Annotated in this window: 26 protein-coding genes and 1 pseudogene; 14 read left to right on the top strand and 13 right to left on the bottom strand. The window is 60.0% G+C overall.

Translation table 11 applies throughout. The annotated features are described in order from the left end of the window. The first annotated feature begins 2 nt into the window (after positions 1 to 2). Both fahA and maiA read left to right on the top strand, forming a co-directional pair. Complete coding sequence (gene fahA, locus ACM6J5_RS28190; protein ID WP_414929752.1) at positions 3 to 1,307, top strand: fumarylacetoacetase; 1,305 nt, start codon at positions 3 to 5, stop codon at positions 1,305 to 1,307. A 12-nt stretch (positions 1,308 to 1,319) separates the two neighbouring features. Then, complete coding sequence (gene maiA, locus ACM6J5_RS28185) at positions 1,320 to 1,955, top strand: maleylacetoacetate isomerase (RefSeq protein WP_057716383.1); 636 nt, start codon at positions 1,320 to 1,322, stop codon at positions 1,953 to 1,955. 117 nt (positions 1,956 to 2,072) lie between these two features. Here maiA and ACM6J5_RS28180 read toward each other — a convergent pair whose 3' ends face one another. Further along, the gene (locus ACM6J5_RS28180) at positions 2,073 to 2,876 is read right to left on the bottom strand and encodes a SirB1 family protein (protein WP_414929751.1); all 804 of its coding nucleotides are present in this window, start codon (positions 2,874 to 2,876) and stop codon (positions 2,073 to 2,075) included. A 183-nt stretch (positions 2,877 to 3,059) separates the two neighbouring features. Between ACM6J5_RS28180 and ACM6J5_RS28175 the strand changes: the two genes are divergently transcribed. Beyond that, complete coding sequence (locus ACM6J5_RS28175; RefSeq protein ID WP_414929750.1) at positions 3,060 to 4,079, top strand: Glu/Leu/Phe/Val dehydrogenase dimerization domain-containing protein; 1,020 nt, start codon at positions 3,060 to 3,062, stop codon at positions 4,077 to 4,079. A 188-nt stretch (positions 4,080 to 4,267) separates the two neighbouring features. Here ACM6J5_RS28175 and ACM6J5_RS28170 read toward each other — a convergent pair. Then, positions 4,268 to 4,507 (bottom strand): annotated as a pseudogene (locus ACM6J5_RS28170) (YebG family protein); the annotation flags it as partial. Positions 4,508 to 4,782: 275 nt separating this feature from the next. Here ACM6J5_RS28170 and ACM6J5_RS28165 point away from each other — a divergent pair. After that, positions 4,783 to 5,283, top strand: a complete 501-nt coding sequence (locus ACM6J5_RS28165; RefSeq protein WP_008000650.1) for a phosphate-starvation-inducible protein PsiE — start codon at positions 4,783 to 4,785, stop codon at positions 5,281 to 5,283. On the opposite strand, the gene ACM6J5_RS28160 is transcribed toward ACM6J5_RS28165, so the two are convergent. Together ACM6J5_RS28160 and ACM6J5_RS28155 are read right to left on the bottom strand one after the other, a co-directional pair. Further along, complete coding sequence (locus tag ACM6J5_RS28160) at positions 5,280 to 5,594, bottom strand: DUF3509 domain-containing protein (protein ID WP_095944311.1); 315 nt, start codon at positions 5,592 to 5,594, stop codon at positions 5,280 to 5,282. The genes ACM6J5_RS28165 and ACM6J5_RS28160 overlap by 4 nt on opposite strands. A gap of 309 nt (positions 5,595 to 5,903) precedes the next feature. Beyond that, complete coding sequence (locus ACM6J5_RS28155; protein WP_095944312.1) at positions 5,904 to 7,280, bottom strand: L-serine ammonia-lyase; 1,377 nt, start codon at positions 7,278 to 7,280, stop codon at positions 5,904 to 5,906. A gap of 135 nt (positions 7,281 to 7,415) precedes the next feature. Here ACM6J5_RS28155 and ACM6J5_RS28150 point away from each other — a divergent pair, with 135 nt between their 5' ends. From ACM6J5_RS28150 to ACM6J5_RS28130, 5 genes are all read left to right on the top strand, one after another. Beyond that, positions 7,416 to 8,363, top strand: a complete 948-nt coding sequence (locus ACM6J5_RS28150; RefSeq protein ID WP_008046773.1) for a LysR substrate-binding domain-containing protein — start codon at positions 7,416 to 7,418, stop codon at positions 8,361 to 8,363. 214 nt (positions 8,364 to 8,577) lie between these two features. After that, positions 8,578 to 8,985, top strand: coding sequence for an HPF/RaiA family ribosome-associated protein (locus tag ACM6J5_RS28145; RefSeq protein WP_095944313.1), 408 nt, complete (start codon positions 8,578 to 8,580; stop codon positions 8,983 to 8,985). Positions 8,986 to 9,152: 167 nt separating this feature from the next. Further along, positions 9,153 to 9,725, top strand: a complete 573-nt coding sequence (locus ACM6J5_RS28140; protein ID WP_095944314.1) for an RNA polymerase sigma factor — start codon at positions 9,153 to 9,155, stop codon at positions 9,723 to 9,725. Continuing rightward, entirely contained in the window at positions 9,722 to 10,711 is a 990-nt protein-coding gene (locus tag ACM6J5_RS28135; protein ID WP_414929749.1) for a FecR family protein, read from the top strand. Before ACM6J5_RS28140 ends, ACM6J5_RS28135 begins: the two co-directional genes overlap by 4 nt. A 339-nt stretch (positions 10,712 to 11,050) precedes the next feature. After that, positions 11,051 to 13,480, top strand: coding sequence for a TonB-dependent siderophore receptor (locus ACM6J5_RS28130; protein WP_414929748.1), 2,430 nt, complete (start codon positions 11,051 to 11,053; stop codon positions 13,478 to 13,480). Between the two features lie 144 nt (positions 13,481 to 13,624). Here ACM6J5_RS28130 and ACM6J5_RS28125 read toward each other — a convergent pair whose 3' ends face one another. Continuing rightward, positions 13,625 to 14,500, bottom strand: coding sequence for a helix-turn-helix domain-containing protein (locus ACM6J5_RS28125; protein WP_414929747.1), 876 nt, complete (start codon positions 14,498 to 14,500; stop codon positions 13,625 to 13,627). Positions 14,501 to 14,637: 137 nt separating this feature from the next. Between ACM6J5_RS28125 and ACM6J5_RS28120 the strand changes: the two genes are divergently transcribed. Beyond that, positions 14,638 to 15,540, top strand: a complete 903-nt coding sequence (locus ACM6J5_RS28120; protein ID WP_414929746.1) for a DMT family transporter — start codon at positions 14,638 to 14,640, stop codon at positions 15,538 to 15,540. 25 nt (positions 15,541 to 15,565) lie between these two features. Here ACM6J5_RS28120 and ACM6J5_RS28115 read toward each other — a convergent pair whose 3' ends face one another. Both ACM6J5_RS28115 and ACM6J5_RS28110 read right to left on the bottom strand, forming a co-directional pair. Then, positions 15,566 to 16,075 (bottom strand): DUF2165 family protein, encoded by a 510-nt coding sequence (locus ACM6J5_RS28115; protein WP_095944457.1) that lies wholly within the window; start codon positions 16,073 to 16,075, stop codon positions 15,566 to 15,568. A 188-nt stretch (positions 16,076 to 16,263) separates the two neighbouring features. Next, complete coding sequence (locus ACM6J5_RS28110; protein ID WP_095944458.1) at positions 16,264 to 17,238, bottom strand: 2-hydroxyacid dehydrogenase; 975 nt, start codon at positions 17,236 to 17,238, stop codon at positions 16,264 to 16,266. A gap of 194 nt (positions 17,239 to 17,432) precedes the next feature. Here ACM6J5_RS28110 and ACM6J5_RS28105 point away from each other — a divergent pair, with 194 nt between their 5' ends. Further along, positions 17,433 to 17,690, top strand: a complete 258-nt coding sequence (locus ACM6J5_RS28105) for a hypothetical protein (protein ID WP_095944459.1) — start codon at positions 17,433 to 17,435, stop codon at positions 17,688 to 17,690. Between the two features lie 146 nt (positions 17,691 to 17,836). Here the strand turns inward: ACM6J5_RS28105 and ACM6J5_RS28100 are convergent, their stop codons facing one another. The 5 genes from ACM6J5_RS28100 to norR form a co-directional block, all read right to left on the bottom strand. After that, positions 17,837 to 18,586 (bottom strand): YkgJ family cysteine cluster protein, encoded by a 750-nt coding sequence (locus ACM6J5_RS28100; RefSeq protein WP_414929745.1) that lies wholly within the window; start codon positions 18,584 to 18,586, stop codon positions 17,837 to 17,839. An 83-nt stretch (positions 18,587 to 18,669) separates the two neighbouring features. Further along, a complete protein-coding gene (locus ACM6J5_RS28095) occupies positions 18,670 to 18,996 on the bottom strand; it encodes a hypothetical protein (RefSeq protein WP_095944461.1) in 327 nt (108 codons plus the stop codon). Between the two features lie 159 nt (positions 18,997 to 19,155). Then, positions 19,156 to 19,614 carry a GNAT family N-acetyltransferase gene (locus ACM6J5_RS28090; protein WP_150672272.1) on the bottom strand — a complete coding sequence of 153 codons (459 nt, stop codon included), beginning with the start codon at positions 19,612 to 19,614 and terminating at the stop codon, positions 19,156 to 19,158. A gap of 27 nt (positions 19,615 to 19,641) precedes the next feature. Further along, positions 19,642 to 20,544, bottom strand: coding sequence for a chemotaxis protein CheV (locus tag ACM6J5_RS28085; RefSeq protein ID WP_008046758.1), 903 nt, complete (start codon positions 20,542 to 20,544; stop codon positions 19,642 to 19,644). A gap of 174 nt (positions 20,545 to 20,718) precedes the next feature. After that, on the bottom strand, positions 20,719 to 22,269 hold the full coding sequence (gene norR, locus ACM6J5_RS28080; RefSeq protein WP_414929744.1) for a nitric oxide reductase transcriptional regulator NorR: 1,551 nt from the start codon (positions 22,267 to 22,269) through the stop codon (positions 20,719 to 20,721). Positions 22,270 to 22,425: 156 nt separating this feature from the next. Here norR and hmpA point away from each other — a divergent pair, with 156 nt between their 5' ends. Further along, complete coding sequence (gene hmpA / locus ACM6J5_RS28075; RefSeq protein WP_095944463.1) at positions 22,426 to 23,607, top strand: NO-inducible flavohemoprotein; 1,182 nt, start codon at positions 22,426 to 22,428, stop codon at positions 23,605 to 23,607. A gap of 272 nt (positions 23,608 to 23,879) precedes the next feature. Continuing rightward, positions 23,880 to 24,389 (top strand): disulfide bond formation protein B, encoded by a 510-nt coding sequence (locus ACM6J5_RS28070; RefSeq protein WP_056728475.1) that lies wholly within the window; start codon positions 23,880 to 23,882, stop codon positions 24,387 to 24,389. Positions 24,390 to 24,940: 551 nt separating this feature from the next. Here the strand turns inward: ACM6J5_RS28070 and ACM6J5_RS28065 are convergent. Further along, positions 24,941 to 25,201 (bottom strand): hypothetical protein, encoded by a 261-nt coding sequence (locus ACM6J5_RS28065; RefSeq protein WP_095944464.1) that lies wholly within the window; start codon positions 25,199 to 25,201, stop codon positions 24,941 to 24,943. A 27-nt stretch (positions 25,202 to 25,228) separates the two neighbouring features. Here ACM6J5_RS28065 and cyoA point away from each other — a divergent pair, with 27 nt between their 5' ends. Beyond that, entirely contained in the window at positions 25,229 to 26,173 is a 945-nt protein-coding gene (gene cyoA / locus ACM6J5_RS28060; protein ID WP_150672162.1) for a ubiquinol oxidase subunit II, read from the top strand.

Here is a 26,173-nt window from a genome sequence, read left to right as displayed (position 1 = left end):
CCATGACGCAGACTTCCATCACTCGCAGCTGGGTTGCATCCGCCAACGGCCACGCGGATTTTCCTCTGCAAAACCTGCCGCTGGGCGTGTTCAGCCTCAACGGCTCGGCACCGCGCAGTGGCGTGGCCATTGGCGAGCATATCTTTGACCTGCAAGCGGCCCTTGAGGCCGGGTTGTTCGATGGCGCCGCGAAGGCTGCCGTCGAGGCCACCCGTGGCGGCCAGCTGAATGCGTTCTTCGAACTGGGTCGCGAGGCTCGCGTCGCGTTGCGCGAGCGTTTGCTGGAACTGTTCGCCGAAGGCAGCACCCTGCACGGCAAGATCGAAGCCCAGGGCGCAAAACTGCTACCGCTGGCGGCGGATTGCGAGATGCACCTGCCGGCGAAAATCAACGATTACACCGACTTCTACGTCGGCATCGAGCACGCGCAGAACGTCGGCAAACTGTTCCGACCGGACAACCCGTTGCTGCCCAACTACAAGTACGTGCCAATCGGCTATCACGGTCGCGCGTCGACCATTCGCCCGTCCGGTACCGATGTGCGCCGCCCGAAAGGCCAGACGCTGCCGGCCGGTCAAACCGAGCCGACCTTTGGCCCTTGCGCGCGCCTGGACTACGAACTGGAGCTGGGCATCTGGATCGGACAGGGCAACGACATGGGGGACTCGATTGCCATTGGCGACGCCGCCGATCACATCGCCGGTTTCTGCCTGCTCAACGACTGGTCGGCACGGGACATCCAAGCCTGGGAATACCAGCCGCTGGGGCCGTTCCTGTCGAAAAGCTTCATCACCAGCATCTCGCCGTGGGTGGTCACCGCCGAAGCGCTGGAGCCGTTCCGTCGTGCCCAGCCTGCGCGTCCCCAAGGCGATCCGCAGCCGCTGCCGTACCTGCTCGACAAGCGCGACCAGGCCGCTGGCGCGTTCGACATCGAACTGGAAGTGTTGCTGCTCACCGAGGCCATGCGCGAACAGAACTTGCCAGCCCATCGCCTGACCCTGAGCAACACCGGGCACATGTACTGGACCGTGGCACAAATGGTCGCGCACCACAGCGTCAACGGCTGCCAATTGCAGGCCGGTGACTTGTTCGGCTCGGGCACCTTGTCGGGGCCGCAGAGCGGTCAGTTCGGCAGCCTGCTGGAAATTACCGAGGGTGGTAAAAAGCCGATCGAACTGGCCTCGGGCGAGGTGCGTAAATTCCTTGAGGACGGTGACGAAATCATCCTGCGCGGCCGTTGCCACCGCGACGGTTTCGCTTCCATCGGTTTCGGCGAATGCCGTGGCAAAGTGCTGCCGGCGCGCTAACAGGAGCGGGGCATGGAACTCTATACCTACTACCGTTCGACTTCGTCGTACCGGGTGCGTATCGCGTTGGCGCTCAAGGGCCTGGATTATCAATCCTTGCCGGTCAATCTGATCGCACCCCAGGGCGGCGAGCATCGTCAGCCACCTTATCTGGGCATCAACCCCCAAGGCCGCGTGCCGGCCTTGCGCACCGATGAAGGCGAGTTGCTGATCCAGTCTCCCGCGATCATCGAGTACCTGGAGGAACGTTATCCACAGGTGCCACTGCTGTCCAAAGACCTGGCTGCCCGTGCTCACGAGCGCGGCGTGGCGGCAGTGATCGGCTGCGATGTGCACCCGCTGCACAATGTCAGCGTGCTCAATCGGCTGCGCCAGTCGGGTCACGACGAGCCGCAAGTGGTGGAGTGGATCGGCCACTGGATCGGCCAGGGGCTGGCCACGGTGGAGCAGTTGATCGGTGATGACGGTTACTGCTTCGGCCCAGAGCCTGGGCTGGCGGACGTCTACCTGATCCCGCAGCTGTACGCGGCCGAGCGTTTCAATGTTTCTCTTGAGGCTTATCCGCGAATCCGGCGAGTGGCGGCATTGGCGGCGACGCACCCGGCGTTCATCAAGGCGCATCCGGCGAACCAGCCAGACACGCCCTGAGGCCTCACACCATTCCAATGTGGGAGCGAGCCTGCTCGCGATAGCGGTGTGTCAGTCACATTGATTTGACTGACACTCCCTCTTCGCGAGCCTGCTCGCTCCCACAATGATTTGTGATCAGTGAACGATGGAATTGGGCGGCAGATGCCCCAGCCGTTCCGTCAGGCGAATCCGCTGGATGGGGTCGTCGCTGAGCAGCAGCGCATGCTCCAGATCAAAACGCTCGGCGTTCGGGCAGTCCAGCCGTTGGTAAAGGCTGGCCCGGGCAAGATAGTCGGAGGCAGTGGCGTTGCCCAGTTCCAGGACGCGATCGGCGTCGATCAAGGCATTGATGAAGTCGTCGTGGGACAGATACAACTGGCGCAGGTTGCGTGACAGCCGTTGCAGCATCTGCGCGGGCTCGGCGGTTGCCAGGTGCTCGGCGCTGAGCTTCATGTTCGGTCCGTACTGGCGCTGCAACAACTCCCGACAATCGTTCGGATAAAGGCGACGGCCGCCGCAGGGATCGAGCAAATGATCGGCGCCCGGTACCCGCAGCAGGAAATGCCCGGGGAAGTTGACCCCGACCATGGGAATCTCCAGGCCTCTGGCCAACTCCAGCGCAATCAGCCCAAGCGTCAAGGGCTGCCCTCGTCGGCGCTCCAGTACTTTGTCCAGCAGTGCCACTTGCGGGCGCAAGGGTGTGAAGTCGTCCTGGGCATAGCCAAGGTCATTCATGCGTCGCAGCAGCGGCTGGGCCAGTTCACTGACCGGCAGCATCGGCAAGCCGCCACTGACCCGTTGTTGCAATACCTGGAAATCGGCCAACAGTGCTTGCGGCTGCACCTCGCTGTCGTGCTCGGCCGCAATCCACAGTGCCGCCTCGAACAGCGCGGGCGGTGAACGTTGCAGGCAGGCGAAGAACGATTGGCGCGGGGTCATCAAAATCTCCGGGCAATGCCTCGTTTTAGCCCCCTCTCCAGCATTCGTCCAGTGCTGCAAAAGGGCGACTACAGGTTATTTCCGAAAGTCTGCTTCGGGGCCGTGCTTATTCCGGTGCGCTTCTGCAATTTTTGGGCGCAAGCCTATACTGGCGACTACAAGAAGTGATTCGGGAGCCTTACGATGTTCGCTCTCATGCAAAGCACTCGCCTTGAATCGCTGCATCTGAGCGTTGACTCGGTCACCGGGTTGAAGGCGGTCATTGCCATTCATAACAGCCGGCTGGGGCCTGCCTTGGGTGGTTGTCGTTACCTTGCCTACCCCAGCGACGAGTCGGCGGTCGAGGATGCCGTGCGCCTGGCTCAGGGCATGAGCTACAAGGCTGCGCTGGCTGGTCTGGCCCAGGGCGGCGGCGTGGCGGTGATCGTGCGCCCGGCCCATGTGGAAAACCGTGCAGCGCTATTCGAAGCCTTCGGACGCTGCATCGAACAGCTCGAAGGCCGTTACATCACCGCCATCGACAGCGGTACTTCAGTGGCGGACATGGATTGCATCGCCCAGCAGACCCAGCACGTCACCAGCACCACCTCGGCGGGCGACCCCGCGCCACACGCGGCGATGGGAGTGTTCACCGGCATCCGCAGCACCGCCATGGCCCGGCTCGGCAGCGACAACCTCGAAGGCCTGCGCGTGGCCATCCAGGGCCTGGGCAATGTCGGGTACTCATTGGCCGAACAGTTGCACGCCGCCGGTGCCGAACTGTTGGTCAGCGACATCGATCATGGCAAGGTGCAACTGGCCATGGAGCAACTCGGCGCCCACCCGATTGCCAACGACGCCCTGCTCAGCACACCTTGCGACATCCTCGCGCCCTGCGGGCTGGGCGGTGTACTCAACAGCCATACCGTGACGCAACTGCGCTGCTCGGCGGTGGCCGGTTCGGCGAACAATCAGCTGACGCATCTGGATGTCGCCGACCAACTGGAACGCCGCGGCATCCTGTATGCGCCGGATTACGTGATCAACGCCGGTGGGCTGATTTACGTGTCGCTCAAGCACCGCGGCGAAGAGTTGTCGACCATCACCGCGCACCTGTCGAAAATCAGCTCACGCCTGACCGAAGTGTTCGCCCACGCCCAGGCGGAAAAACGCTCCCCTGCAAGGGTGGCCGACGAGTTGGCGGAGAAAGTGTTGTACCGCTGAATTGGGCATGCGTTATCCACAGGCATGAAAAAGGCCCTGGGTCATTCGACTCAGGGCCTGTTCAATTCGGGCTTTGCCTACTTGGCGGCTTTGGGAGCCTTGGCAGGCTTGGCCGGGGTGACCGGCTCAACGGCCTCAGCGACTTCGACCGCTGCGGCAGGTTGTGCGACTTCAACCGGTGCGCTGAGCAGTTCGGACAGGGCGTCCGGCTGGCTCTTGAACGCCTTGGCAAACACATCGCGATTTTTCGCCATGTAAATCCCGGCTTCTTCCACCTGCTGCTCGGTCAGGGACGGAACGGCTTTTTGCAACACTTCAGCCAGCAGTTCGGCCAGTTCGAGCATTTTGTCATGACGGTCAGCTTCGGCTTTATCCATGAACAAGCGCTCCAGATCTCGGCTGCTGCGGTATACCACTTCGACGGCCATTCACCACCTCACATGCCTTACATTGGTTGTCGATTTCGACTACTGTATCTATATACAGCTATAGGATAAGCGAAACCCTGTCTTTTGGGTAGTGGCTTTTTAATGTAGACCGGATTCGGGATTTGTCAGGCAAGGCGCTGCACAGGTGCGACCAAACGCCACGGCGCGTTATCCCGAGCGGCTCGCCATCATGGGCTGGCCTTTTTTCTGCATGCAGGAAAACCGTCACGTCCAACCCGCATCATCCGGTCGAATCGACCTAAGGAAGCCGCATCGTGAAAATCAACTGGGCCGAAAAACTGCGGCAGAACGTGCATGAACTGGCCGAGTCCCTGGGCAATCTGTTCGTCGAAACCTTTCACTACCTGGCGCTGTTCGCCATTGGTGCGGTGACCGCGTGGGCGGCGGTGATGGAGTTTCTCGGGATGATCGAAGAAGGGCACATCAAGATCGATGACATCTTGCTGCTGTTCATCTACCTGGAACTGGGAGCGATGGTCGGGATTTACTTCAAGACCAATCACATGCCCGTGCGTTTTCTGATCTACGTAGCGATCACTGCGCTGACGCGGCTGCTGATTTCCAACGTTTCGCACCACAACCCGCCGGACCTGGGGATCATCTACCTGTGCGGCGGGATTCTGCTGCTGGCGTTTGCGATTCTGGTGGTGCGTTACGCTTCGTCGCAATTTCCTTCGGTGAAGATCGAGAACCCACACCGCAAAACAGGTGCGGGCTCCAGTGAACATCCGGAGGTAGAAAAGGGCGAGCTTTAAAGCCCCATGGCGGGTCGGGGACGGCCGTTGGCGGGTGGCGGCAGGCTGTGCGTGCCGCCATCGGTCATGGATTCAAGGACGGCCACGGCGCTGTGGCCCTGCTCGATGGCAATGCCGAACTGAATGCTTTGTACCAGTCGTTTCAGGCGCTCGGGGTCATTGCGTTGTTCGGCGCTGATCATGCGCTTGGCCACCACGTGCCCACTGTTGGACAGGGTCAGCATGATGCTGCCGTCCAGGCCCTGAATGCTCAGGTTGATCTGGTAATCCGCTGCAAAGGCATCGGTAATGAGCTGGAAAGGGTTGTCCATGATGCGTCACCGCCTGATTGAACGTGCAGTTGTTGACCGGCCGTGATCGGGTTGGTTCGCAATGCCTGACCACCGGCCATCTCGCCATCATTGTTCCAACCAGGATGTAGCAAGGGGCATGCCGACAAAATTGTCGGACAACAAACAAGTTCTGTAGGAGCGAGCTTGCTCGCGATGGTCGTGAACGATAACGCGTCAAACCAGATGGTTCGCGGCGCCTGTGGGTTTTTCGCGAGCAGGCTCGCTCCTACAGGGGCCGCGTTTTCTGCACGTTTCGGGGCAATAACGGCTGGCGTGCCTCCAAAGCGATCAGCATTCCACCCAGTTCACCGCCAAGCCGCCCCGTGATGTTTCCTTGTACTTGTCGTGCATGTCGGCCCCGGTATCGCGCATGGTGCGGATCACCCGGTCCAGGGAGATGAAGTGTTTGCCGTCGCCACGCAGGGCCATTTGCGTGGCGTTGATGGCCTTCACCGCGGCGATCGCGTTGCGCTCGATGCACGGCACTTGCACCAGTCCGCCAACCGGGTCGCAGGTGAGGCCGAGGTTGTGTTCCAGGCCGATTTCGGCGGCGTTTTCCAGCTGCTCCGGGGTGGCGCCAAGCACCTCTGCCAGGCCGGCGGCGGCCATGGCGCAGGCGGAGCCGACTTCGCCCTGGCAGCCGACTTCGGCCCCGGAGATCGATGCGTTTTTCTTGCACAGGATGCCGACCGCAGCGGCGCCCATGAAGAATGCGACCACATCATCGTCAGACGCATCGGCATTGAACTTCATGTAGTAGTGCAGCACCGCCGGAATGATCCCCGCCGCCCCGTTGGTCGGTGCCGTGACCATGCGCCCGCCGGCGGCGTTCTCTTCGTTCACGGCAAGGGCGTACAGGTTGACCCATTCCATCGCCGATAAGGTGGACGTAATGACATTCGGCTTGCCGATTTCCTGCAGGCTGCGATGCAGTTTCGCCGCTCGCCGCGGGACATTCAGACCGCCGGGCAGAATGCCTTCGTGGCGCAAGCCCTGCTCGACGCATTCACGCATCACCGACCAGATATGCAACAGGCCCTGGCGGATCTCTGTGTCACTGCGCCATGCCCGTTCGTTGGCCATCATCAGTTCGCTCACCCGCAGCCCATGCTGGTTGCAGAGCTTGAGCAGTTCGGCGGCGCTGGAGAAATCGTAAGGCAGCACCACATCGCCGGCCGGTGCTATCCCGGATTCGGCTTCGGCCGCTTCGATGATGAAACCGCCGCCCACTGAGTAGTAGGTCTGCTCGAACAGTTCGCCGGTTTCGCCAAAAGCTGCCAGGGACATGGCGTTGGGGTGATAGGGCAGGCTTTCGTCTAGCAGCAGGAGATCGCGTTGCCAGTCGAAGGCAATTTCCACAACGCCTGCCAGGCACAATTTACCGGTTTGACGCAGGGTGTGAATGCGGCTGTCGATGGTGGTGGGGTCGATACGATCGGGCCATTCGCCCATCAGGCCCATGACGCAGGCGCGGTCCGTTGCGTGGCCGACACCGGTCGCTGACAGAGAGCCGTAGAGGCGGATTTCCACGCGTCGCACGTCAGCCAGAAAACCCTGATCGACCAACGCTTGGGCAAAAGTTGCGGCAGCGCGCATCGGACCGACGGTATGGGAACTGGACGGGCCGATGCCGACTTTGAAGAGATCGAAAACACTGATAGCCATGCTAAAGCCTGTACATGCAATGGAAGGGAAATCGCTGCCATTTCTGTAGGACAAGCGCAATTTGGGCGATACTGCCTGTCACGATCCAGTGTGACCAACGAAAATTCCTAAGACATCCTTTAGCGGTACTAAACGATGAGCCGTCAATTACACGCCCAGACGTATGTCTGGCTGAACGTGTTTGCCTGTGCCGCTCGGCACCTGTCGTTCACCCGTTGCGCCGAAGAGCTGCACATCACACCGGGGGCCGTCAGCCAGCAGATCCGCCAGCTGGAAGAGCGCCTGGGCTTTCGTCTGTTTCACCGCCGCGCCCGCGGGGTGGAGCTGAGCGCAGAGGGCCAGCGCCTGGCCATTACCGTCAACGAGGCCTTTGGCAGCATCGACGCGGAATTGCGACGACTGGATGCGGGCATGATCAGCGGGATTCTGCGGGTGCGTTCGATTCCGTCGTTCCTGAGCAAATGGCTGACGCCGCGCCTGCCGCGTTTGCAGCAGCGCTTTCCGGACATCCAGTTGCGCCTGGTGGCCGAGGACAGCAGCGTGCCGTTGCATGAAGGCGACTTCGACCTGGCGATCGACCTGAACGACGGCAGCTACCCGGGCCTGTTATCCACAGCCTTGCTGGATGAACAGATTTTCCCGGTGTGCGCGCCGAGCCTGTTGCGTGGTCGTCCGCCGCTGCACGGTCCGGCAGACCTGATGCACTTTCCCTTGCTGCACGACATCACCGCCTGGCGCGGCAGCTATGAGTACGCGGAATGGGAGTTTTACCTCAACGCCATCGGCTTCGAGGGGGCGGATGTGCGACGCGGGCATACGTTCAACCGCAATCACCTGACCATCGAAGCGGCCATCGCCGGCATGGGCGTGGCGATTGCGCGCCGAACCTTGCTCAATGATGAGTTGGAGCGTGGTGCCTTGATCGTGCCGTTTGGCCTGGCGGTGCCCAATCACAAGCGCTACATGCTGCTTTACGCACCGGGGGCATTAAGCCATCCGGGTGTGCGCGCGGTGCACGATTGGTTGGTGGAGGAGGCGGGTGCTTTTCGCAGCTTGCACCCGTTGGGGGAGCGGCAAATGTGAGCAATTATTACGCAAGAGCAGGGCGACCCAACTCCCGACATTAACAGCGCTTTTGCTCCTTGTCCGGCTTTTTTTGCGTATGAATATTTATCTTTTTTCAGGGGTTGAATTGTTCAGCGTACAGACCGATTGTGTAAGTAAGAGGTCACGGTGATGACGCCCAAGGGCTTAGCTGACCGGCCTCTCGCGAGCTAGCTGAAATAAGGGATGAACTATGCAAATCCAAGTCAATAGCGATAACCATATTCAAGGCAGTAAACGACTGGAGGAGTGGGTACGTACGACCATTGAGAGCACGCTCGAACGCTACGAAGAGGACCTGACACGAGTCGAGGTTCACCTGCGGGACGAGAACGGCGACAAGCCGGGTCCCCACGACATGCGCTGCCAGCTGGAGGCGCGGCCAAAAGGCCATCAACCGGTTTCCGTCACCCATAAAGCCTCCACCATGGAGCAGGCGATCGACGGAGCGGCCACCAAACTTGAACATGCGCTGGAGCATATGTTCGGCAAGTTACGCGGTAAACGAGCCAATGTGGTGCCCATCGAGAGTGCCACCCATGCCGACCATCTGCTGGAAGAAGAGTTTCTTGAGAACGAACAGGCAGCGCTTAACGGCTGACACCTGATTCACTTTTTTACCTTCCCATGAAAACGGGCCTGCATTGCAGGCCCGTTTTGTTTTCGCCCGATCCTTTTGCATGTGAGAATATTTATCATTACTATTGCGACCTTGCCGGCCCCTGACGCTGTCGTGGCTTCACCGGTTTTCAGGTCGAAACATGAACGATGATCAATCTGCCCCCCGACCCCCACGATATCGAGCGCGATCAACATCGCGGCGACCGTGCGCACTTTCTCCAGGTGTTTCTCTCCCAGCGTTCGCAAATGGAGGCGCTGGTGAGTCGGCGTGTCGGTTGCCGGGCGACCGCGGCTGACCTTGTACAGGATTTATTCCTGCGTTTCTGGCGGCGGCCGCTGGTTCAGGTCGAGGAACTCAGCACCTACCTGCTGCGCTGCGCCGGCAACATCGCCATCGACCATTTACGCAGTGAAGGCACACGGGTCCGGGCCAGCGAAGGCTTGATGGTCGAGCCACCGGACAGTCATGGCAGCGGACCGCAAGCGGCGCTGGAGGCGGGCAACGATTTGCGCCACGTCGAAGCTGCGTTGCGCGCGCTACCGGAGCGCACGCGGCAGATTTTTTTGCTCAATCGCATTCACGGCCGTAAGTACGCCGAGATCGCCAAGGCCATGGGCTTGTCCCAAAGTGCCGTGGAAAAACATATGATGCGCGCCCTCGAAGCCTGCAAGGCCAGCCTTCGGGAACCCGAACCGCGTACGCCAGGGAAAGCACCGTGAACCACTTCGAACGCGTCGTTCCGACGCCCGCTCAGGAGCAGGCCGCGCTGGCCTGGCTGAGTTTGTTGCATGACCAGCCCAGCAGCGGTGACCAGGCGACATTCAGCCAATGGTTGCAGGCCGACCCCGCCCATGCCGAAGCCTATGCCCAGGCGCAAGTGCTGTGGGAGTTGAGCGAAGGGCCGGCGCGTACGCTCGCCAATGAAGACGCTTTTGCCTTGCAGGGCTATCTCAACGCCATGGACAAGCCGCGGCGCAGTACGGTCGGGCGCTGGTCCGGGGCGCTGGCGATGGCTGCGTGCCTGCTGTTGATGATCAGTGTCGGCACAGGCTGGCAGCCGATGCGCTGGATGGATGACCTGGGGGCGGATTACGTCTCGGCACCGGGGGAAATCCGCACCGTCACCCTGGTCGATCAGTCGCAGGTGACACTGGATGCCGACAGCGCCATCGCCGTGGATTTCAGTCGCGGCGAGCGGCGAGTGCAACTGCGTCGAGGCGCCGGTTTTTTCAGCGTCACCCACACTGGCCAGCCGTTTGTGGTGGACGCCGAGAAAGGGCAGGCGCGGGTCTTGGGTACGCAGTTCGAAGTTCGATTGCAGCCCCACGGTGCGCAGGTGACGGTGCTGTCCGGTCGAGTCGGCGTGGCGGCGCAGCAAAACGCCGAGCAGCAAATCCTCACCGCCGGCCAGCAACTGGCCTACGGTGAAGGCACGGCGGAAAAACTCCACGGGGTGGACAGCGAAGCGCAATTGGCCTGGCGCCAGGGCTGGCTCAATTATTACAGGGCGACGTTGGCGGATGTGGTGCAGGATTTGGCGCGCTATTACCCCGGTCGGATCGTGATACTCAACGGTGAACTGGCGACGCGCCGGGTCAGTGGCAGCTTTCCGAGCAGGAACCCGCAGGCGGTGTTGAGCTCGTTGCAGGGCGTGTTGGGGTTTGAGCAGCATCAGGTTTTGGGGCAGCTGATTATTTTGCGTTGAGGCGGCCGGCCCCATCGCGAGCAAGCTCGCTCCCACAGGTTCTGCGGCTTACACAATCAAATGTGGTAGCGAGCCTGCTTGCGATGAGGCCATTAGTTTCAACATCTTCGTGGACTGATACACCGCCATCGCCAGCAGGCTGGCTCCCACAATAGTGATGTGGTGCACACGGCTCCCTGTAGGAGCGAGCTTGCTCGCGATGGGGCCCGTTCAAACACCCCATCACTCTGAATAAAAATATTTTCAATTTTTTGCTGAGGTAAACCCGATTGCCATTCGTGTAGTGACTGAAACTGCGAGTCATTCGCATCCGTTGCGGTTCTACACAGGTCATGAGTCATGAAGTCCAGGGCAAAATCGGGTTCGGTCAAACAATGGTTGGGTGTGTCTGCATTGAGCTTTTCGACAATGGCGTTGTTGCCGCTGAGCGTGGCGCTGGCCGCAGAGGCGGGCAGCAGTCAGTCGCGTGGGCAATTCAATTTCGCGCTGGCCGCCAAACCGCTGCCCCAGGCCCTGAGTGATTTCAGCCGGGTGACCGGTATCAGCGTCGTCTACACCGATGAAGCGCCGTACGGCCTCAATGCGCCGGCCATCAATGGCCAGATGAACGCCGAACAGGCCCTGCAACGTCTGCTCACCGGTTCTGGTTTGACCTTCCGTCGCACCGACGGCCACACCTTCGCACTGGAACCTCGGCCAACCGAAGGCGCATTGAATCTCGGCGCAACCACCATCACCTCGACGATGGATGAATCCATGAGCTATCAGCCGCCACCGACCTCTTCGGTGATGCGCTCTTCGGCCCCGATTCAGGAAATCCCGCAGACCATCAATGTCGTCCCGGCCCAGGTCATTCGCGACCAGGCGCCGCGCAATCTCGATGACGCCCTGGCCAATGTCAGTGGCATCACCCAGGCCAACACGTTGGGCAGCACCCAGGACTCGGTGATGGTCCGTGGCTTTGGCGACAACCGTAATGGCTCGATCATGCGCGACGGCATGCCGATCGTGCAGGGCCGTGGCCTCAACGCCAGTGTGGACCGGGTCGAAGTGCTCAAGGGGCCGGCCTCGTTGCTCTATGGCATTCAGGATCCGGGTGGGGTGGTCAATATGGTCAGCAAGAAGCCCGAACTTGAGCGGTACAACGCGCTGACCGCGCGCGGCTCAAGTTATGGCGACGGCAAGAACGGCAGCGGCGGCGGTCTCGACAGCACCGGGGCCCTCGGCGATTCCGGGCTGGCCTACCGCATGGTGCTGGACTACGAAGACGAAGATTACTGGCGTAACTTCGGCGTGCATCGCGAGAGCCTGATCTCGCCGTCGCTGGCCTGGTACGGCGAAAGCACCAAGTTGCTGTTTTCCTATGAGCACCGCGAATTCCTCACACCGTTCGACCGCGGTACGTTGATCGATCCGCGCACCAACCACCCGCTGGACATCTCGCGCAACGAGCGTCTCGACGAGCCGTTCAACAACATGGAGGGGCGCTCGGACCTCTATCATTTCGAGGCCGATCACGAACTCAACGACAACTGGCAAGCCCACTTCGGCTACAGCTGGAACCGCGAAACCTACGATGCCAGCCAGGTGCGCGTGACCGCCATCGACACCAAAAAGGGCACCCTGACCCGCAGCATGGATGGCACTCAGAATGCCATCAGCACCGACCGATTCACCACCGCCAGCCTCGAAGGCAACGTGAACGTCCTCGGCATGCAGCATGATCTGTTGTTCGGCATCGACGACGAATACCGCAAGATCTACCGCGAAGACCTGATCCGCCAGAAAAGCCTGACCACATTCAGTTACGTCAATCCGGTCTATGGTCGGGAAGTGCCGGGCACCACCGTCAGTGCGGCCGACAGCGCACAGACCGATGAACTGCGCAGCGACTCGGTGTTTCTGCAGGACTCCATCCACCTCACCGACCAGTGGATTCTGGTGGCCGGTGCGCGTTTCCAGGTGTACGACCAATACGCCGGCAAAGGTGTGCCGTTCCACGCCAACACCGACAGCAACGGGCAGAAATGGGTGCCGCGCGCGGGCCTTGTGTACAAGTACACCGATGCCTTGTCGTTCTATGGCAGCTACACCGAGTCATTCAAACCCAACTCGACCATCGCGCCATTGAGCGGGAGCAGTACCGTGCTTGACGGCGGTATGGCGCCGGAAGAAGCCAAGTCCTGGGAGCTGGGTGCCAAGCTCGATCTGCCGGGCCGCGTCACCGGCAACATCGCGCTGTTCGACATCAAGAAACGCAATGTACTGGTGGCCAACGCCGAAGGCCCGACCACGATTTACAGTGCCGCTGGCGAAGTGCGTTCCCGTGGCCTGGAAGTGGACCTGAGCGGTCAGCTCACCGATCACTGGAGCATGATCGGCAGCTACGCCTACACCGATGCCGAGGTCACCGAAGACCCGGTTTACCAAGGCAATCAACTGCAAAACGTGGCGAAGAACAGCGGCTCGTTGTCGGCCGTCTATGATTTCGGCAGCGTCATTGGCGGTGATCAATTGCGGGTTGGCGCCGGGGCGCGTTATGTGGGTGAGCGCGCGGGCAACGCGGTAAACGATTTCGATCTGCCGAGCTACACCGTGGCCGATGCGTTCGCCACCTACGACACCAAAGTCGAAGGGCAGAAGGTCAAGTTCCAGCTCAACGTGAAGAACCTGTTCGACCGCACCTACTACACCTCGGCGGCGAGTCGGTTCTTTGTGTCGATGGGGGATTCGCGGCAGATTTCGCTGTCCAGCACGCTGGAGTTCTGACGACAGATCGCGTCATCGTTCTTCGCGAGCAGGCTCGCTCCCACAGGGGAATAAGGTGATCAAAAAAACAGGTGAGCACCGCCAAACCTTGTGGGAGCGAGCCTGCTCGCGATGGCGTCCTGAAAGGCGCCGAAGATCCCGGGCCTAGCGTAAAAAAGCCTGCCGATACTCCCCCGGCGTCCCGCCAAGTGACTGGCGAAACCTGTTGGTGAAATGGCTGGCACTGGAAAAACCACAGGCCAGCGCAATATCCCCCAACGGCTGCGACGTCATGCGCAGCAACTCCCGCGCCCGGTCAAGGCGCCGCGCCAGTACATACTGGTGGGGTGGCAAGCCGAAGCTTTCGCGGAACATCCGCGCGAAGTGGTATTCGGACAACGCGCACAACGCCGCCAACTGACCGAGGCTGATGGCCTCGTCCAGATGGCTGTCGATGAACTCCACCAGATGCCGACGCTGATGCGCAGCTAGCCCTCCCTTGAGGCGCAAACCCTGCCGCACGTTGACCTGGCTGAGCAGGGCATGGCTGAGCAGTTCGTGAGCCAGGCTGCTGGTGAGCAGGCGCTCGCCCGGCTCGTCCCAGTTCAAGGTGATCAACTGCCGAAAGCGCAGCGCCTGCTGCGGATCATCGAGAAAGGTCTGCTCGCGCAGTTGCATTTCCCGTGGCTCGCGATCGAGCAGGGTGACGCAGCCAAGGGCAAATTGTTCGGGGCTGAAATACAGGTGTGCCAGGCGAATATCGCCGTTGATCACCCAGCCTGACTGGTGATCGGCCGGGAGGATGCACAGTTTGTCCGGGCCGCCCTTGTTGTCGGGCTGATCGCGGCGAAAGGTGCCGGTACCGCCGGCGATGTAACAGGACAACGTGTGGTGGCTGGGTGCTTCGTATTCCTGGGCGTCGTGGTGATTGCTCCACAAGGCTGCGGACAAGCCGTCACCGAGCTCGGCGCTGTGCTCGAGGCGAGCATTGGGCGAGCGGTTGAGGGCTTGAAAGACTTGCAGGTTGTCCAGTGCGGCCATATGGGTTCTCTCCAACGCCTTGCATCCTACTCCGTAGACGCGTGCCTGCCAGCCTGTCGCCAGACAAAAGCGCAAGTTTATGCAAGTGCGCCAGGGCATGGCGCCGGACACTGGGCACCTATCGAGGAGCCTTAGTCATGAACCTTTCTTTGTACCTGCTGACCGTGCTGATCTGGGGTACCACCTGGATTGCCTTGAAATGGCAACTGGGCGTGGTGGCCATTCCCGTGTCGATCGTTTACCGCTTCGGTCTCGCCGCGCTGGTGCTGTTCGTGATCCTGTTGCTCAGCCGACGCCTGCAAGTGATGAACCGCCGCGGGCACCTCATCTGCCTGGCTCAGGGGTTGTGTCTGTTCTGCGTCAACTTCATGTGCTTCCTCAGCGCGAGCCAATGGATCCCCAGCGGTCTGGTGGCCGTGGTGTTTTCCACCGCTACCCTGTGGAATGCCCTCAACGCGCGGGTGTTCTTCGGTCAGAAAATCGCCCGTAATGTGTTGATGGGCGGTGCGCTGGGTCTGCTGGGGCTGGGCCTGCTGTTCTGGCCGGAACTGGCCGGGCATACCGCCAGCCCGGAAACGTTGCTCGGTCTCGGTCTGGCCCTGTGCGGCACCTTGTTTTTCTCGGCGGGCAACATGCTTTCGAGCCTGCAACAGAAGGCCGGTCTCAAGCCGCTGACCACCAATGCCTGGGGCATGGCTTATGGAGCGGCGATGCTCACGGTGTGGTGCCTGGTCAAAGGCATTCCCTTCGACATGGACATGAGCGCGCGTTACATCGGGTCACTCTTGTACCTGGTGATTCCGGGGTCGGTGATCGGTTTCACCGCCTACCTGACGCTGGTCGGTCGCATGGGGCCTGAGCGGGCTGCGTATTGCACGGTGCTGTTCCCGGTGGTGGCGCTCAACGTATCAGCGTTCGCCGAGGGTTATCAGTGGACGATGCCGGCACTGTTGGGGCTGGTATTGGTGATGTCGGGGAACGTCCTGGTGTTTCGCAAACTCAAGGCGCCGCAAGTGCTGTGCAACGGCAAGCTGGCCTGAAGTGATGACGTCGAGTGCCGATGCCTCAGCGCTCGACTTTCATCGCAATATATATCAGTAGCGGAAAGAGGAAATCAACAATATGTCGGGTCCATTCGTTGTAGTTCCATGTGTCTGACTCATCCATATTGAACCATTCGGCACCGATCACTTGAAAGCCGACGTAATAAAGAAAGAGGGCGATCAACAGTCCTATCAGTGCAGGTTTTTTTGCTTCGTGAAATTGTTCGAGGCTCGCGTTGATGTTTCTGTAAAGGCAATAGGAGCCTAGAAGGCAAAATAGGGTGAAGACCACTTCAAGTGTAATGATCAGCCAGTAAATCCGGTGCTGCAGCATGGGGGAGGTAATAGCCCTGTAGCTGTATTTTTGGCGGCCATTCGTAGTATCCATGCTCAGGATATGGGCAAGGTATTCATAGTTGGTCGAGTAATCCGTGAGGTTGCTGTAAAGCATCAGCAATCCAAAGAAACTAATAAACAGCATCAGTGTAACTTTGCTGAATCGAATGAGTTGGCTTGTCGTGAATGTGTTCAAGTTGTTGATCTCCGTTATCGTTCCCGTTATGGCTTGGGTAAGTAAGGAGAGTCTATCGCCCGTTTTTACTGTTTGGTTGTTGACTGAATTGCAGCGTGTGTATCCAGACAGTTTTTTACAGGTTGAGCGTGATATTGTTTTTGTTCTTTGTATTAAATGGCAGGCGCTTATAACGCCTGCCCTTTTTTTCAACCCTTCCAGACTTGCGGGTTGACCAGATCCTGCGGTCGTTCCCCCAACAGGGCGCTGCGCAAGTTGGTCAAGGCACGGTTGGCCATGGCATCGCGGGTCTCATGGGTGGCCGAGCCGATGTGCGGCAAGGTCACGGCATTTTTCAGCTGGAACAGTGGCGATTCGGCCAGCGGTTCTTTTTCGTATACGTCCAGCCCGGCACCACGAATGCGGTTGTTTTGCAGCGCTTCGATCAGTGCGGGCTCATCCACCACCGGACCACGGGAAATATTTACCAGAATGGCACTCGGCTTCATCAGCGCCAGTTCACGATGGCTGATCAAATGTCTGGTTTTCTCGCTGAGCGGCACCACCAGGCAGACGAAATCAGCTTCGGCCAGCAATTGATCGAGGCTGCGGTACTGTGCGCCGAGTTCCTGTTCCAGCCCGGTCTTGCGGCTGTTGCCGCTGTAGATGACCGACATGTTGAAGCCCAGGCGGCCGCGCCGGGCGATGGCCGCACCGATATTGCCCATGCCGACAATGCCCAGGGTCTTGCCATGCACATCGCAACCGAACAGCTGCGCACCGACAGTGGCCTGCCATTGCCCGGCCTTGGTCCAGGCATCCAGTTCGGCAACGCGACGGGCGCTGCTCATCAACAGGGCAAACGCCAGGTCGGCGGTGCTTTCGGTGAGCACATCCGGAGTGTTGGTCAGCATGATCCCGCGTTCGTTGAAGTAGGCCAGGTCATAGTTGTCGTAGCCCACCGAGACGCTGGACACCACTTCCAGACGGGCTGCGTTCTCCAGCTGCGCACGACCGAGTTTGCGGCCTACACCAATCAAGCCATGGGCATGGGGCAGGGCTTCGTTGAATTGGGCGTTGATGTCACCGTTTTTCGGATTCGGCACGATGACGTCGAAGTCTTGTTGCAGGCGTTCAACCATTTGCGGGGTGATGCGGCTGAATGCAAGGACGGTCTTTTTCATGGGAGGCGGGCTCGTCGGGCGGTGAAGAATGATGAGCACGCTAACATTCTTCACGGGATTTGTGCGAGTCGTCAGGCGGTCAATGCAAGCTTGCAGCTTGCGGTGCTTCATCCAGTTATACTGCCGCACTTCTTATACTGTGGCATGCGGCCCGCTCACCGGGCCCGACAATTAATGCACCGCCCGGAGCTTTCATGACTTCCCCGAAACAACCGCCGATCGCCGACGCCCTGAGCGACGTGCAGGCAGAGCTGCCAGACAGCGTCGACTCCAGCGCCGACAGCGAAACCAAAGCCGAGATCCCGGCCTTCAAATTCCCGTTCAAGCCGGGTGAGCTGGCAGCCGCCAAGGGTTCCAACCAGCCGTGGTACAAGAACGGCGCCAAGAACGGCCACACCAAGACGCCGGGCATGGCGCCGCCGGGGACTCGTCGGTCGATGGGTAAGCGCTAAGGCTTCAGGTTTGTAGTGCCCGGCCTGCCGTCATCGCGAACAGGCTCGCTCCCACAAGGAGACTGCGTTCTTGCAATGAGAATGCGATCAAATGTGGGAGCGAGCCTGCTCGCGATGGGGCCGCTACAGGCAACACATCTGTTGAATCAAACCGCCCGCAACGAAATAAACGAGTAATTCGCCGGCGCATCCGCCGTCACTTGCGCACCCGCGGCCAGCACTTGCCCGGCAATATCCTCCCCCGACACATGAAACCGCCATTCGCTGGCCCACTGCGGCAACGTTTGCCCGGCCAGGTCGTCGATGATCGCGGCGAACTCCGCCATATCCGGAAGATAAGCGGTAAACCCGTCACCCTTCAGGGCTGTCGTGCGAATCCCCAGCAACGCACAAATCGCGTCCTTCATCAGAATGTCATCACGATCCGCCTGACGGGAGCGCAGGATCAATTCCGACAATTCCCGGTCGACCACTTCACCACCGACAATCAGGTCCGGTCCTTTTTCCCACGACTCAGGCGGACATTCCTTCACGGCGATGTTCAGAGGTATGTGCGGATTGATTTCCATCGGATAGATACGGCATACCAGCGGCCGGCGTTCGTAGATACGACAGAAGTTGTCTTCGTCAAGATTCCGGCAGGGGCCGACATTGTAGGCGGCGAAGGTGATGGCCACGTACGCCTCGGACTCACCGCTGCGCACCGCCGCCGAGCGGCGTTCGGCGTGTTCCCGTTGGTGCACCGGCAGGCCCAGGCCATTACTCGGAAAAGCTTCCACCAGCACAATAACCTGACCGCCATCGGCTGCCCACATCCGGGCTTCGCTCAGGGTCAGGGGCACATGGTGGTCGTTGCAGCATTTGCCGCAGCCTACACAGGAAAACGTCGTATTCATTGAGCGTTCGTTCGCATCACAGGGCATGAAACGACGACAGAATGCCGCCGCAAAGGCCGCTATCGAAGCAAGTTATGCGCCACTCAGTTTGCCTTGCCGGCCGGGCGGATGGAGTCCCATTCGGTGACATACGCGGTTTTGCTCTTTTTGTTGTACAGGCACAACTCGGTGCCTTGTGCGCCTTTCATGTGCTTTTGCGGGTACTGACCCTGGAGCAGGAGCGCGGTGTAGCCGACCCGGTCATCGAACTGCGCGGCGTTGCCGACCGGTTTGCTGTCCTTCAGGCCACTGGCCTTGGTGCAGCTGGCAAGTACGGCTTTGTCGTAGGTGGCCCAGGCGTCGGGGCTGGAGGCGTGGGCCTGGAGGGTGAGGGTGGTGAGGCAGAGAAAAGTCAGGGTTGCTGCTTTCATTGATCAGGCATCCTTGGTGCTGTGTCCGGAAGGTGAGTATGCCTGAAGGTTTTGAGGTAGTTGTGTCGGCCCCATCATCGGAACGCCGCCCGGAGCAAGCTCCCACACATTTGGAATGCAATCCCCTGTGGGAGCGAGCCTGCTCGCGATGGCGGTGTGTCAGAGCGGAACCGGCTCCCGGCGGACTGCGCGCATCCCGACGTTTTCATACAAGCGCCGCGCCCGAAGGTTGTCTTCACGTACCTTCAGGTCCACGAAGCCTTCACGCCGCTGCTGGAACACCTTGAACGCCTGCAACAAAAGCGCACGGCCCAACCCCCGGCCCTGAAACCGCGGGTGCACCACCAGGTTCTTGATATAGGCGCTGGTCCAGCACTGGCAAACACCCACCACTTCTCCGGCATCCAGGGCAATGAAGCACAGGGCCGAGTCATATTCCGGGTCGGTTTCGAACTGCCGTTGCCACATCTCCAGTTCGGCTACACGACCGCCACCATCGAGATAACCGAACTCCATCAACCGGTGCACGGCGACACCCAGTTCGGGGCGGTACTCGCTCAGTTGCAGGCCCGCAGGCCAATCCGGGGAGGGCACGACGACAGAGAGGTCGCGCCGCATCAGCCAGCAGAATTCTTCGCTCAACACTCAATAACCCTGTTCGGCGACAGCCTTGGCCGCGGTGATCAGGCACTGGGTCAATTCCGGCGAAGAGAATTTGGTCAGCACCGCGTTCGCCCCCGCCAGTCGTGCTTTCTCGGCGTTCATCGCACTGTCCAGCGAGGTGTGCAGCAGTACATAAAGATGCGCGAAATCCGGAGTTTCCCGCAGGGTGCGGGTAAAGGCGTAGCCGTCCATCTCGGACATTTCGATGTCCGAGACGATCAGGTTGATCTGCTGTGCGGTGCCTTGCAGGTCCAGCAGGCAGTCGATGGCTTCCTTGGCGCTGCGGGCGGTATGGCATTGCAGGCCAAGGTTACGCAGGGTGTGCACCGATTGCTGCAAGGCGACCTGGCTGTCGTCGACCACCAGGATGCGCGCGTTGCCGAGCAGTTCGGCGTCTTCCATGCTCAGTTCGGTCGGCGCCATTTCGATTTGCGCCGGGGCGATGCCGTGGATGACTTTTTCGATGTCCAGCACTTGCACCAGGGTGCCATCGACCGACGTCACACCGGTGATGTAGGCACGCAATCCACCGGAGCCGAAGGGTGGAGGGCGGATGTCGGTGGTCAGGCAATGGACGATCTTGCTCACGGCCTGCACGTGCAGGCCCTGCTTGGAGCGGCTGACGTCGGTGACGATCAGGCAACCGCCGTTGGGGTCTTCCAGCGGACGCTCGCCAATGGCACGGCTGAGGTCGATCACCGACAGCGAGGCACCGCGCAGGGTGGCGATGCCTTTGACGTGGGGGTGCGACTCCGGCAGTTTGGTCAGTGGCGGGCAGGGAATGATTTCGCTGACCTTGAGCAGGTTGATCGCCATCAGCTTGCCGCTGCGCAAGGTAAACAGCAGAAGCGAAAGTGAGTCTGCGCGGGCTTTGGTGGAGGACATAGGAACCTTCTCTGGAAAAAGGTGACGGGCAATCCAGGGATCGCCAATGACTTCGATGCCGGGTTATCGACTTGTTTGGGGCAGGCTTTAGCATTTCCATTGAATGTCAGGCCGCCTTCGCGAGCAGGGATTGTCGCTGCCTCTGTGGGAGCGAGCCTGCTTGCGAAGGGGCCTTCACTTCATGCCGAGCCTTTTGGCCATCCGCCCCAGGTTCGCCCGATCCAGGCCTAGCTCACGCGCTGCGCTTGCCCAGTTGTTGTTGTGTCGCTCCAGGCAGGCGCCGATCAATTGGCGCTGATAACGCTCGGTAGCCTCGCGCAAATCGCCGGTCGCCGCTTGCATGACGGTGGCGACGGGGTGCTCGGCAGCGGCTTCAACGCTGGCGTTGGGCAAGTCCAGGTCGGCTGCGCTCAAGCTGAGAATCTTCGGCCGCTCCTTGCAATTGCCCAGGGCTTTCAAGGCGCTGCGGCCGATCAGGTGTTCAAGCTCGCGCACGTTGCCGGGCCAGTCGTAGGCCAATAGCGCGGCCTGGGCGTCGCTGTTCAGGCGCAGGCTGTTGAGGCCCATGCGCGAGCGGTTCTGCTCAAGGAAATAACCGCTGAGCAGCAGCACATCACGCCCGCGATCGCGCAGGGCCGGCACCAGCAGCGGATAAACGCTGAGGCGATGGTAGAAGTCGGCGCGGTAACGGCCGCTGCGCACTTCTTCGGCGAGGTCGCGGTTGGTCGCCGCGATCAGGCGCACGTCGACCTGATGCTCCTGGTCCGAACCCAGTCGCTGCAATTGACCGCTCTGCAATACACGCAACAACTTGGCCTGCACGGTCAGAGACAACTCGCCGACTTCATCGAGAAACAGCGTGCCGCCATTGGCCAGTTCGAACTTGCCGCGGCGGTCGTTCATCGCTCCGGTGAAGGCGCCGCGAACATGGCCGAACAACTCGCTTTCCACCAGGGTGTCGGGCAACGCGGCGCAGTTGAGGCTGATGATCGGCTTGTCGGCGCGGGGCGAGGCGGCATGGATGGCCTGGGCCACCAACTCCTTGCCGACTCCGGTTTCGCCGGTGATCAACACGGTCAGGTCGCTGCCACCCACCAGGCTGATTTCTTCGACCAGACGCTTGTGGGCCTTGCTCTGGCCAATCATCTCGCGATTCTGCTGGCCGCTGGCCTGGCGGTAAACCTCGGCGCGCTGATGTTCATCTTCGACCCGGTTGTTCAACCGTTCGATGCGCTCGGCGGCGTTGACCGTGGCCGCCGCGAGGCTGGCGAAGGCTTGCAGGGCATCCAGTTCGATCGGTTCGAAGCGCTCCGGATCGAGGGCGTCGAGGGTCAGCAGGCCCCATGGGCGCTCGTCGATGAACAACGGGCAACCCATGCAGTCGTGGACTTCCAGATGATCATCCAGGCCATCGACCAGGCCGTCATAGGGGTCGGGCAAGTCGCTGTCGGCAGCGAAACGGGTCGGGCCGGGGCCGCTGAGCAGCGCTTCGAAACGCGGGTGCTCGCTGACCTTGAAGCGCCGACCGAGGGTGTCGGTACTCAAGCCGTCGACGGCCAGTGGCACCAGCCATTCACCATCAAGGCGCAGCAGGGCGGCGGCGTCGCACGGCAGCAGGGCGCGCATGGCTTCCAGCAGGCGACGATAACGCTCGCCCTCGGGCAGTTCGCGGGACAGGTCGGAGACCAGGGGCAGCAGGGCGGTGAGCAGGGATTTTGCAGTCATAGTGACTCCGTGTAGTCGGTATGACTATAAGTCAGGCAGTGTCGAAATGACTATCAAGTTTCTAACTAATTGATTTTAAAGGATTAAATAGTTGGCACGAAAGCTGATACGTATAGGGTAATCCGTTAGCAATCCAAGAAGACCAGGAGTTACTTTATGCTGAGCGCTCAAGACCGTGCCATCGTCAAGTCCACCGTGCCGCTGCTCGAAAGCGGTGGTGAGGCGCTGATCACGCACTTCTACCGCATGATGCTCTCCGAATACCCGGAAGTCCGTCCGCTGTTCAATCAGGCCCACCAGACCAGCGGTGATCAGCCGCGTGCCCTGGCCAATGGCGTATTGATGTATGCGCGCCATATCGACCAGCTCGACCAGTTGGGCGACCTGGTGGCCAAGATCATCAACAAGCATGTGGCCCTGCAGATTCTGCCGGAGCATTATCCGATTGTCGGCAGCTGCCTGCTGCGGGCCATCGCTGAAGTATTGGGCGAAGAGATCGCCACCGCGCAAGTGATCGCGGCCTGGGGCGCGGCCTACGGCCAACTGGCGGACATCCTGATCGGTGCCGAAACCAGCATCTACGACCAGAAGGAGCAGGCACCGGGCGGCTGGCGCGGGGCGCGGGAGTTCATCGTGGCCGGCAAGGTCGAGGAGAGCGCCGAGATCACCTCGTTCTACTTTGAACCTGCGGACAAAGGTCCGATCCTGGTGGCAGAGCCTGGCCAGTACATCGGCATGAAACTGATCCTCGACGGTGAAGAGATCCGTCGTAACTACTCGCTGTCGGCGCTGGCGAACAATGGCCAGTACCGCATCAGCGTCAAGCGCGAGGACGGTGGTCGCGCTTCCAACTTCCTGCACGACCAGTTGCAGGTCGGCGCCAGCATCCAGTTGTTCCCGCCATCGGGCGAGTTCGTCCTGACCGCCAGCGACAAGCCACTGGTGCTGATCAGTGGCGGCGTCGGCATCACCCCGACCCTGGCGATGCTCGAAGCGGCGCTGGAGACCCAGCGGCCGGTGCATTTCATCCACTGCGCGCGCAACGGTAGCGTCCATGCCTTCCGCGACTGGATCGACGAACTGGCCGAACGTCACCCGCAGCTCAAGCGCTTCTATTGCTACTCCGAGGACGACGGCGCGAGCCCGGCGGCGCACAAGGTTGGTTTGTTGAGCCAGCAGCAGTTGCATGAGTGGCTGCCGGAGCAGCGTGACCTGGATGCTTACTTCCTGGGGCCGAAAGGTTTCATGGCGTCCATCAAGCGCCACCTCAAGGCTCTGGGCGTGCCGGAGAAGCAAAGCCGTTACGAGTTCTTCGGGCCGGCAGCGGCGCTGGAGTAAGTGGTTGCGGCGGCTCGGGGGACCGAGTCGCCTTCTTCGCGAGCAGGCTCGCTCCCACAATTTGATCTGCATACGACGCGGACCAATGTGGGAGCGAGCCTGCTCGCGAATGCTTCACCTCAGTCCTGAGCTGAAAAAAGTCAGAAAGTTAATCCCTTCTTAACCGCCTTGTCGTCTATTCCCCCCCGAATCCCCCTCACATGCTCCAGACTCTCAAAGGTCCGGGCCAGCGTGTAGACTGGCGGGCAATCGATATCTTGAAGGGAAACGCGATGAGCGATGAATCCATGCGGTTGGGGCGTGAACGGCGCTACCTGGTATTGCTGGGCATCATTTGCCTGGCGCTGATCGGCGGTGCGCTGTACATGCAAATTGTTCTGGGCGAGGCGCCTTGCCCGCTGTGCATCCTGCAACGTTACGCGTTGCTGCTGATCGCGATCTTTGCCTTCATTGGCGCGGCCATGCGCGGCCGTCGCAGTATCACGGTGTTTGAAACCCTGGTGGTGATCTGTGCAGTGGCAGGTGCAGGCGTTGCCGGGCATCACGTCTATACACAATTCTATCCAGCGGTCAGCTGCGGCATCGATGTGCTGCAACCGATTGTCGATGACTTGCCACTGGCGAAGATCTTTCCGCTGGGTTTCCAGGTCGATGGTTTCTGCTCTACGCCATACCCGCCGATCCTCGGGCTGTCGCTGGCGCAGTGGGCGCTGGTCGCCTTCGTGCTGATCGTGGTGCTGGTGCCATTGCTGACGTCGCGTAACCGCAAAGCGCTGCGCTGAGATCATCTGTCGCCACGCATTGTCGGACAAAAAAGCCCCGGTCCTTGAAGAGAGGACCGGGGCTTTTTTTGTCTTGCAGAGCGCATTTCAGAGGCCGGGTAAAAAGACCGTGATGTGCGACAGCCAAGGGTGCGACACATGTGCGACATGTTGTCACAGAGTTGGTGTCGCAGGGCATTCGAGGGAGCCGGATTGGTACATGGAAACGTAACGAAATTGGGCTGTTTTGCAGGCTTGCGGTTTTTTCCATTACGAACACGAGCAGGCAGTTTTAACAGGCTCTGGCGAATGGCCGGAGCCCCCGTCATATCGGGCCTTGGGCAAGGTAAAGGGCGATGAAGAGGGACCCGATACTGTCTGAACTGTGGGTGGAAGACCTACTTATTGTGGTGTTTTTGTTGAGAATGAATTTCGATAAGATGCGCCGCTTTTGCAAAAACGGGTAATGATTGTTGCCGGTTCGGATAAAAATTATTTCGGGATGAGACATGGTTTATAAAACGTTACATATCTACAATCGCCCGCACTGAATCCCCGGCACTGCTCAAATCTTAACCAGGCGTGAGCAGGAACAGGGTGTCGAGAGGCCTGGTGGCTTCATGCGATGCCCAGGTGTCGGAGCCTCCAACTACCCGCACCAAATGGAATTGGTCTGTAAAAAGGCCTTTGACCACGTATTCGAATAAGAACTCACCGCAGGCCCGGGATTTGTCGCACAGCGTCTGACGCACGACGGGCATGCCCTTATTCAATCCAAGAAAAATGCCAACCCTTGGCAGGGTGAAGTGTTGGCGATCAAAACCCAACTGCATTGCGCAAGCTGCTTTAGAGGTCGTGAGATGAGTAAAAACAGGTACCCCAGACTACTAGGCTTATTGCCGCTGATCGGCACGTTGTTGCTGTCAGGCTGCAACATGACCTTGCTCAATCCCAAGGGCCAGGTCGGTCTGGACGAGCGAAACCTGATCATCACCGCAACGCTGCTGATGCTGTTGGTCGTGGTTCCGGTCATCGTCATGACCTTCCTGTTCGCCTGGAAATACCGCGCGTCCAACACCAACGCCACCTACACCCCGAAATGGAACCACTCCACCAAGATCGAGATCGCGGTGTGGGCTGTTCCGGTGCTGATCATCATTGCCCTGGGTTATGTCACCTACAAGTCGACCCACGCCCTTGACCCGTACAAGCCGCTGGAATCCGACGTGAAGCCGATCACCATTGAAGTGGTTGCGCTGGACTGGAAGTGGCTGTTCATCTACCCGGAACAAGGCATCGCCACGGTCAACAAGATCGTGTTCCCGGCGCACACCCCGATCAACTTCAAGATCACTTCCGACGCCGTGATGAACTCGTTCTTCATCCCTGCGCTGGGCGGCCAGATCTACGCGATGGCTGGCATGCAGACCAAGCTGCACCTGATCGCCAACGAAAACGCTGAAATGGACGGTATCTCCGCCAACTACAGCGGCGCGGGTTTCACCGGCATGAAATTCAAAGCGATCGCAACGAGCCAGGAAGATTTCGACGCCTGGGTAAGTGAAGTCAAAAAGGCACCTAAACAGCTTGAACAAGCTGAATACGCAGCCCTTGCCAAGCAGAGCCAGAACAACCCAGTCGAGCTCTACTCCTCGGTGACGCCGAACCTGTTCCAGACCATCGTCGACAAGTACGAAGGCATGAAACCGGGTCCGAAAGTGAAGCACGAGAAAGAAGAGAAAGAAGTGGCCGCTACGCAAGGAATGGACATGAACGCGCATTCAGCTGCCGGGGCAGAGGAGTAA

This window comes from Pseudomonas sp. IT-P74 (assembly GCF_949768175.1).
Classification (GTDB): Bacteria; Pseudomonadota; Gammaproteobacteria; order Pseudomonadales; family Pseudomonadaceae; genus Aquipseudomonas.
The sequence above is the reverse complement of the archived record's forward strand: the minus strand, read 5'-3'. Positions and strand labels throughout refer to the sequence as shown.

Excerpts from the sequence above, each read along its gene's own strand:
- ACM6J5_RS28085 (WP_008046758.1), bottom strand. The coding sequence starts at position 20,544 with ATGTCCTCCACCAAAGCCCGCGCAGACTCACTTTCGCTTCTGCTGTTT.
- ACM6J5_RS28150 (WP_008046773.1), top strand. The coding sequence starts at position 7,416 with ATGAGCCGTCAATTACACGCCCAGACGTATGTCTGGCTGAACGTGTTT.
- ACM6J5_RS28180 (WP_414929751.1), bottom strand. The coding sequence starts at position 2,876 with ATGACCCCGCGCCAATCGTTCTTCGCCTGCCTGCAACGTTCACCGCCC.
- ACM6J5_RS28095 (WP_095944461.1), bottom strand. The coding sequence starts at position 18,996 with ATGAAAGCAGCAACCCTGACTTTTCTCTGCCTCACCACCCTCACCCTC.
- ACM6J5_RS28065 (WP_095944464.1), bottom strand. The coding sequence starts at position 25,201 with ATGCAGTTGGGTTTTGATCGCCAACACTTCACCCTGCCAAGGGTTGGC.
- ACM6J5_RS28125 (WP_414929747.1), bottom strand. The coding sequence starts at position 14,500 with ATGGCCGCACTGGACAACCTGCAAGTCTTTCAAGCCCTCAACCGCTCG.
- ACM6J5_RS28090 (WP_150672272.1), bottom strand. The coding sequence starts at position 19,614 with ATGCGGCGCGACCTCTCTGTCGTCGTGCCCTCCCCGGATTGGCCTGCG.
- fahA (WP_414929752.1), top strand. The coding sequence starts at position 3 with ATGACGCAGACTTCCATCACTCGCAGCTGGGTTGCATCCGCCAACGGC.
- maiA (WP_057716383.1), top strand. The coding sequence starts at position 1,320 with ATGGAACTCTATACCTACTACCGTTCGACTTCGTCGTACCGGGTGCGT.
- ACM6J5_RS28120 (WP_414929746.1), top strand. The coding sequence starts at position 14,638 with ATGAACCTTTCTTTGTACCTGCTGACCGTGCTGATCTGGGGTACCACC.
- hmpA (WP_095944463.1), top strand. The coding sequence starts at position 22,426 with ATGCTGAGCGCTCAAGACCGTGCCATCGTCAAGTCCACCGTGCCGCTG.
- ACM6J5_RS28145 (WP_095944313.1), top strand. The coding sequence starts at position 8,578 with ATGCAAATCCAAGTCAATAGCGATAACCATATTCAAGGCAGTAAACGA.
- ACM6J5_RS28105 (WP_095944459.1), top strand. The coding sequence starts at position 17,433 with ATGACTTCCCCGAAACAACCGCCGATCGCCGACGCCCTGAGCGACGTG.
- ACM6J5_RS28155 (WP_095944312.1), bottom strand. The coding sequence starts at position 7,280 with ATGGCTATCAGTGTTTTCGATCTCTTCAAAGTCGGCATCGGCCCGTCC.
- ACM6J5_RS28160 (WP_095944311.1), bottom strand. The coding sequence starts at position 5,594 with ATGGACAACCCTTTCCAGCTCATTACCGATGCCTTTGCAGCGGATTAC.
- ACM6J5_RS28140 (WP_095944314.1), top strand. The coding sequence starts at position 9,153 with ATGATCAATCTGCCCCCCGACCCCCACGATATCGAGCGCGATCAACAT.
- ACM6J5_RS28110 (WP_095944458.1), bottom strand. The coding sequence starts at position 17,238 with ATGAAAAAGACCGTCCTTGCATTCAGCCGCATCACCCCGCAAATGGTT.
- ACM6J5_RS28175 (WP_414929750.1), top strand. The coding sequence starts at position 3,060 with ATGTTCGCTCTCATGCAAAGCACTCGCCTTGAATCGCTGCATCTGAGC.
- ACM6J5_RS28130 (WP_414929748.1), top strand. The coding sequence starts at position 11,051 with ATGAAGTCCAGGGCAAAATCGGGTTCGGTCAAACAATGGTTGGGTGTG.
- norR (WP_414929744.1), bottom strand. The coding sequence starts at position 22,269 with ATGACTGCAAAATCCCTGCTCACCGCCCTGCTGCCCCTGGTCTCCGAC.
- ACM6J5_RS28070 (WP_056728475.1), top strand. The coding sequence starts at position 23,880 with ATGAGCGATGAATCCATGCGGTTGGGGCGTGAACGGCGCTACCTGGTA.
- cyoA (WP_150672162.1), top strand. The coding sequence starts at position 25,229 with ATGAGTAAAAACAGGTACCCCAGACTACTAGGCTTATTGCCGCTGATC.
- ACM6J5_RS28100 (WP_414929745.1), bottom strand. The coding sequence starts at position 18,586 with ATGAATACGACGTTTTCCTGTGTAGGCTGCGGCAAATGCTGCAACGAC.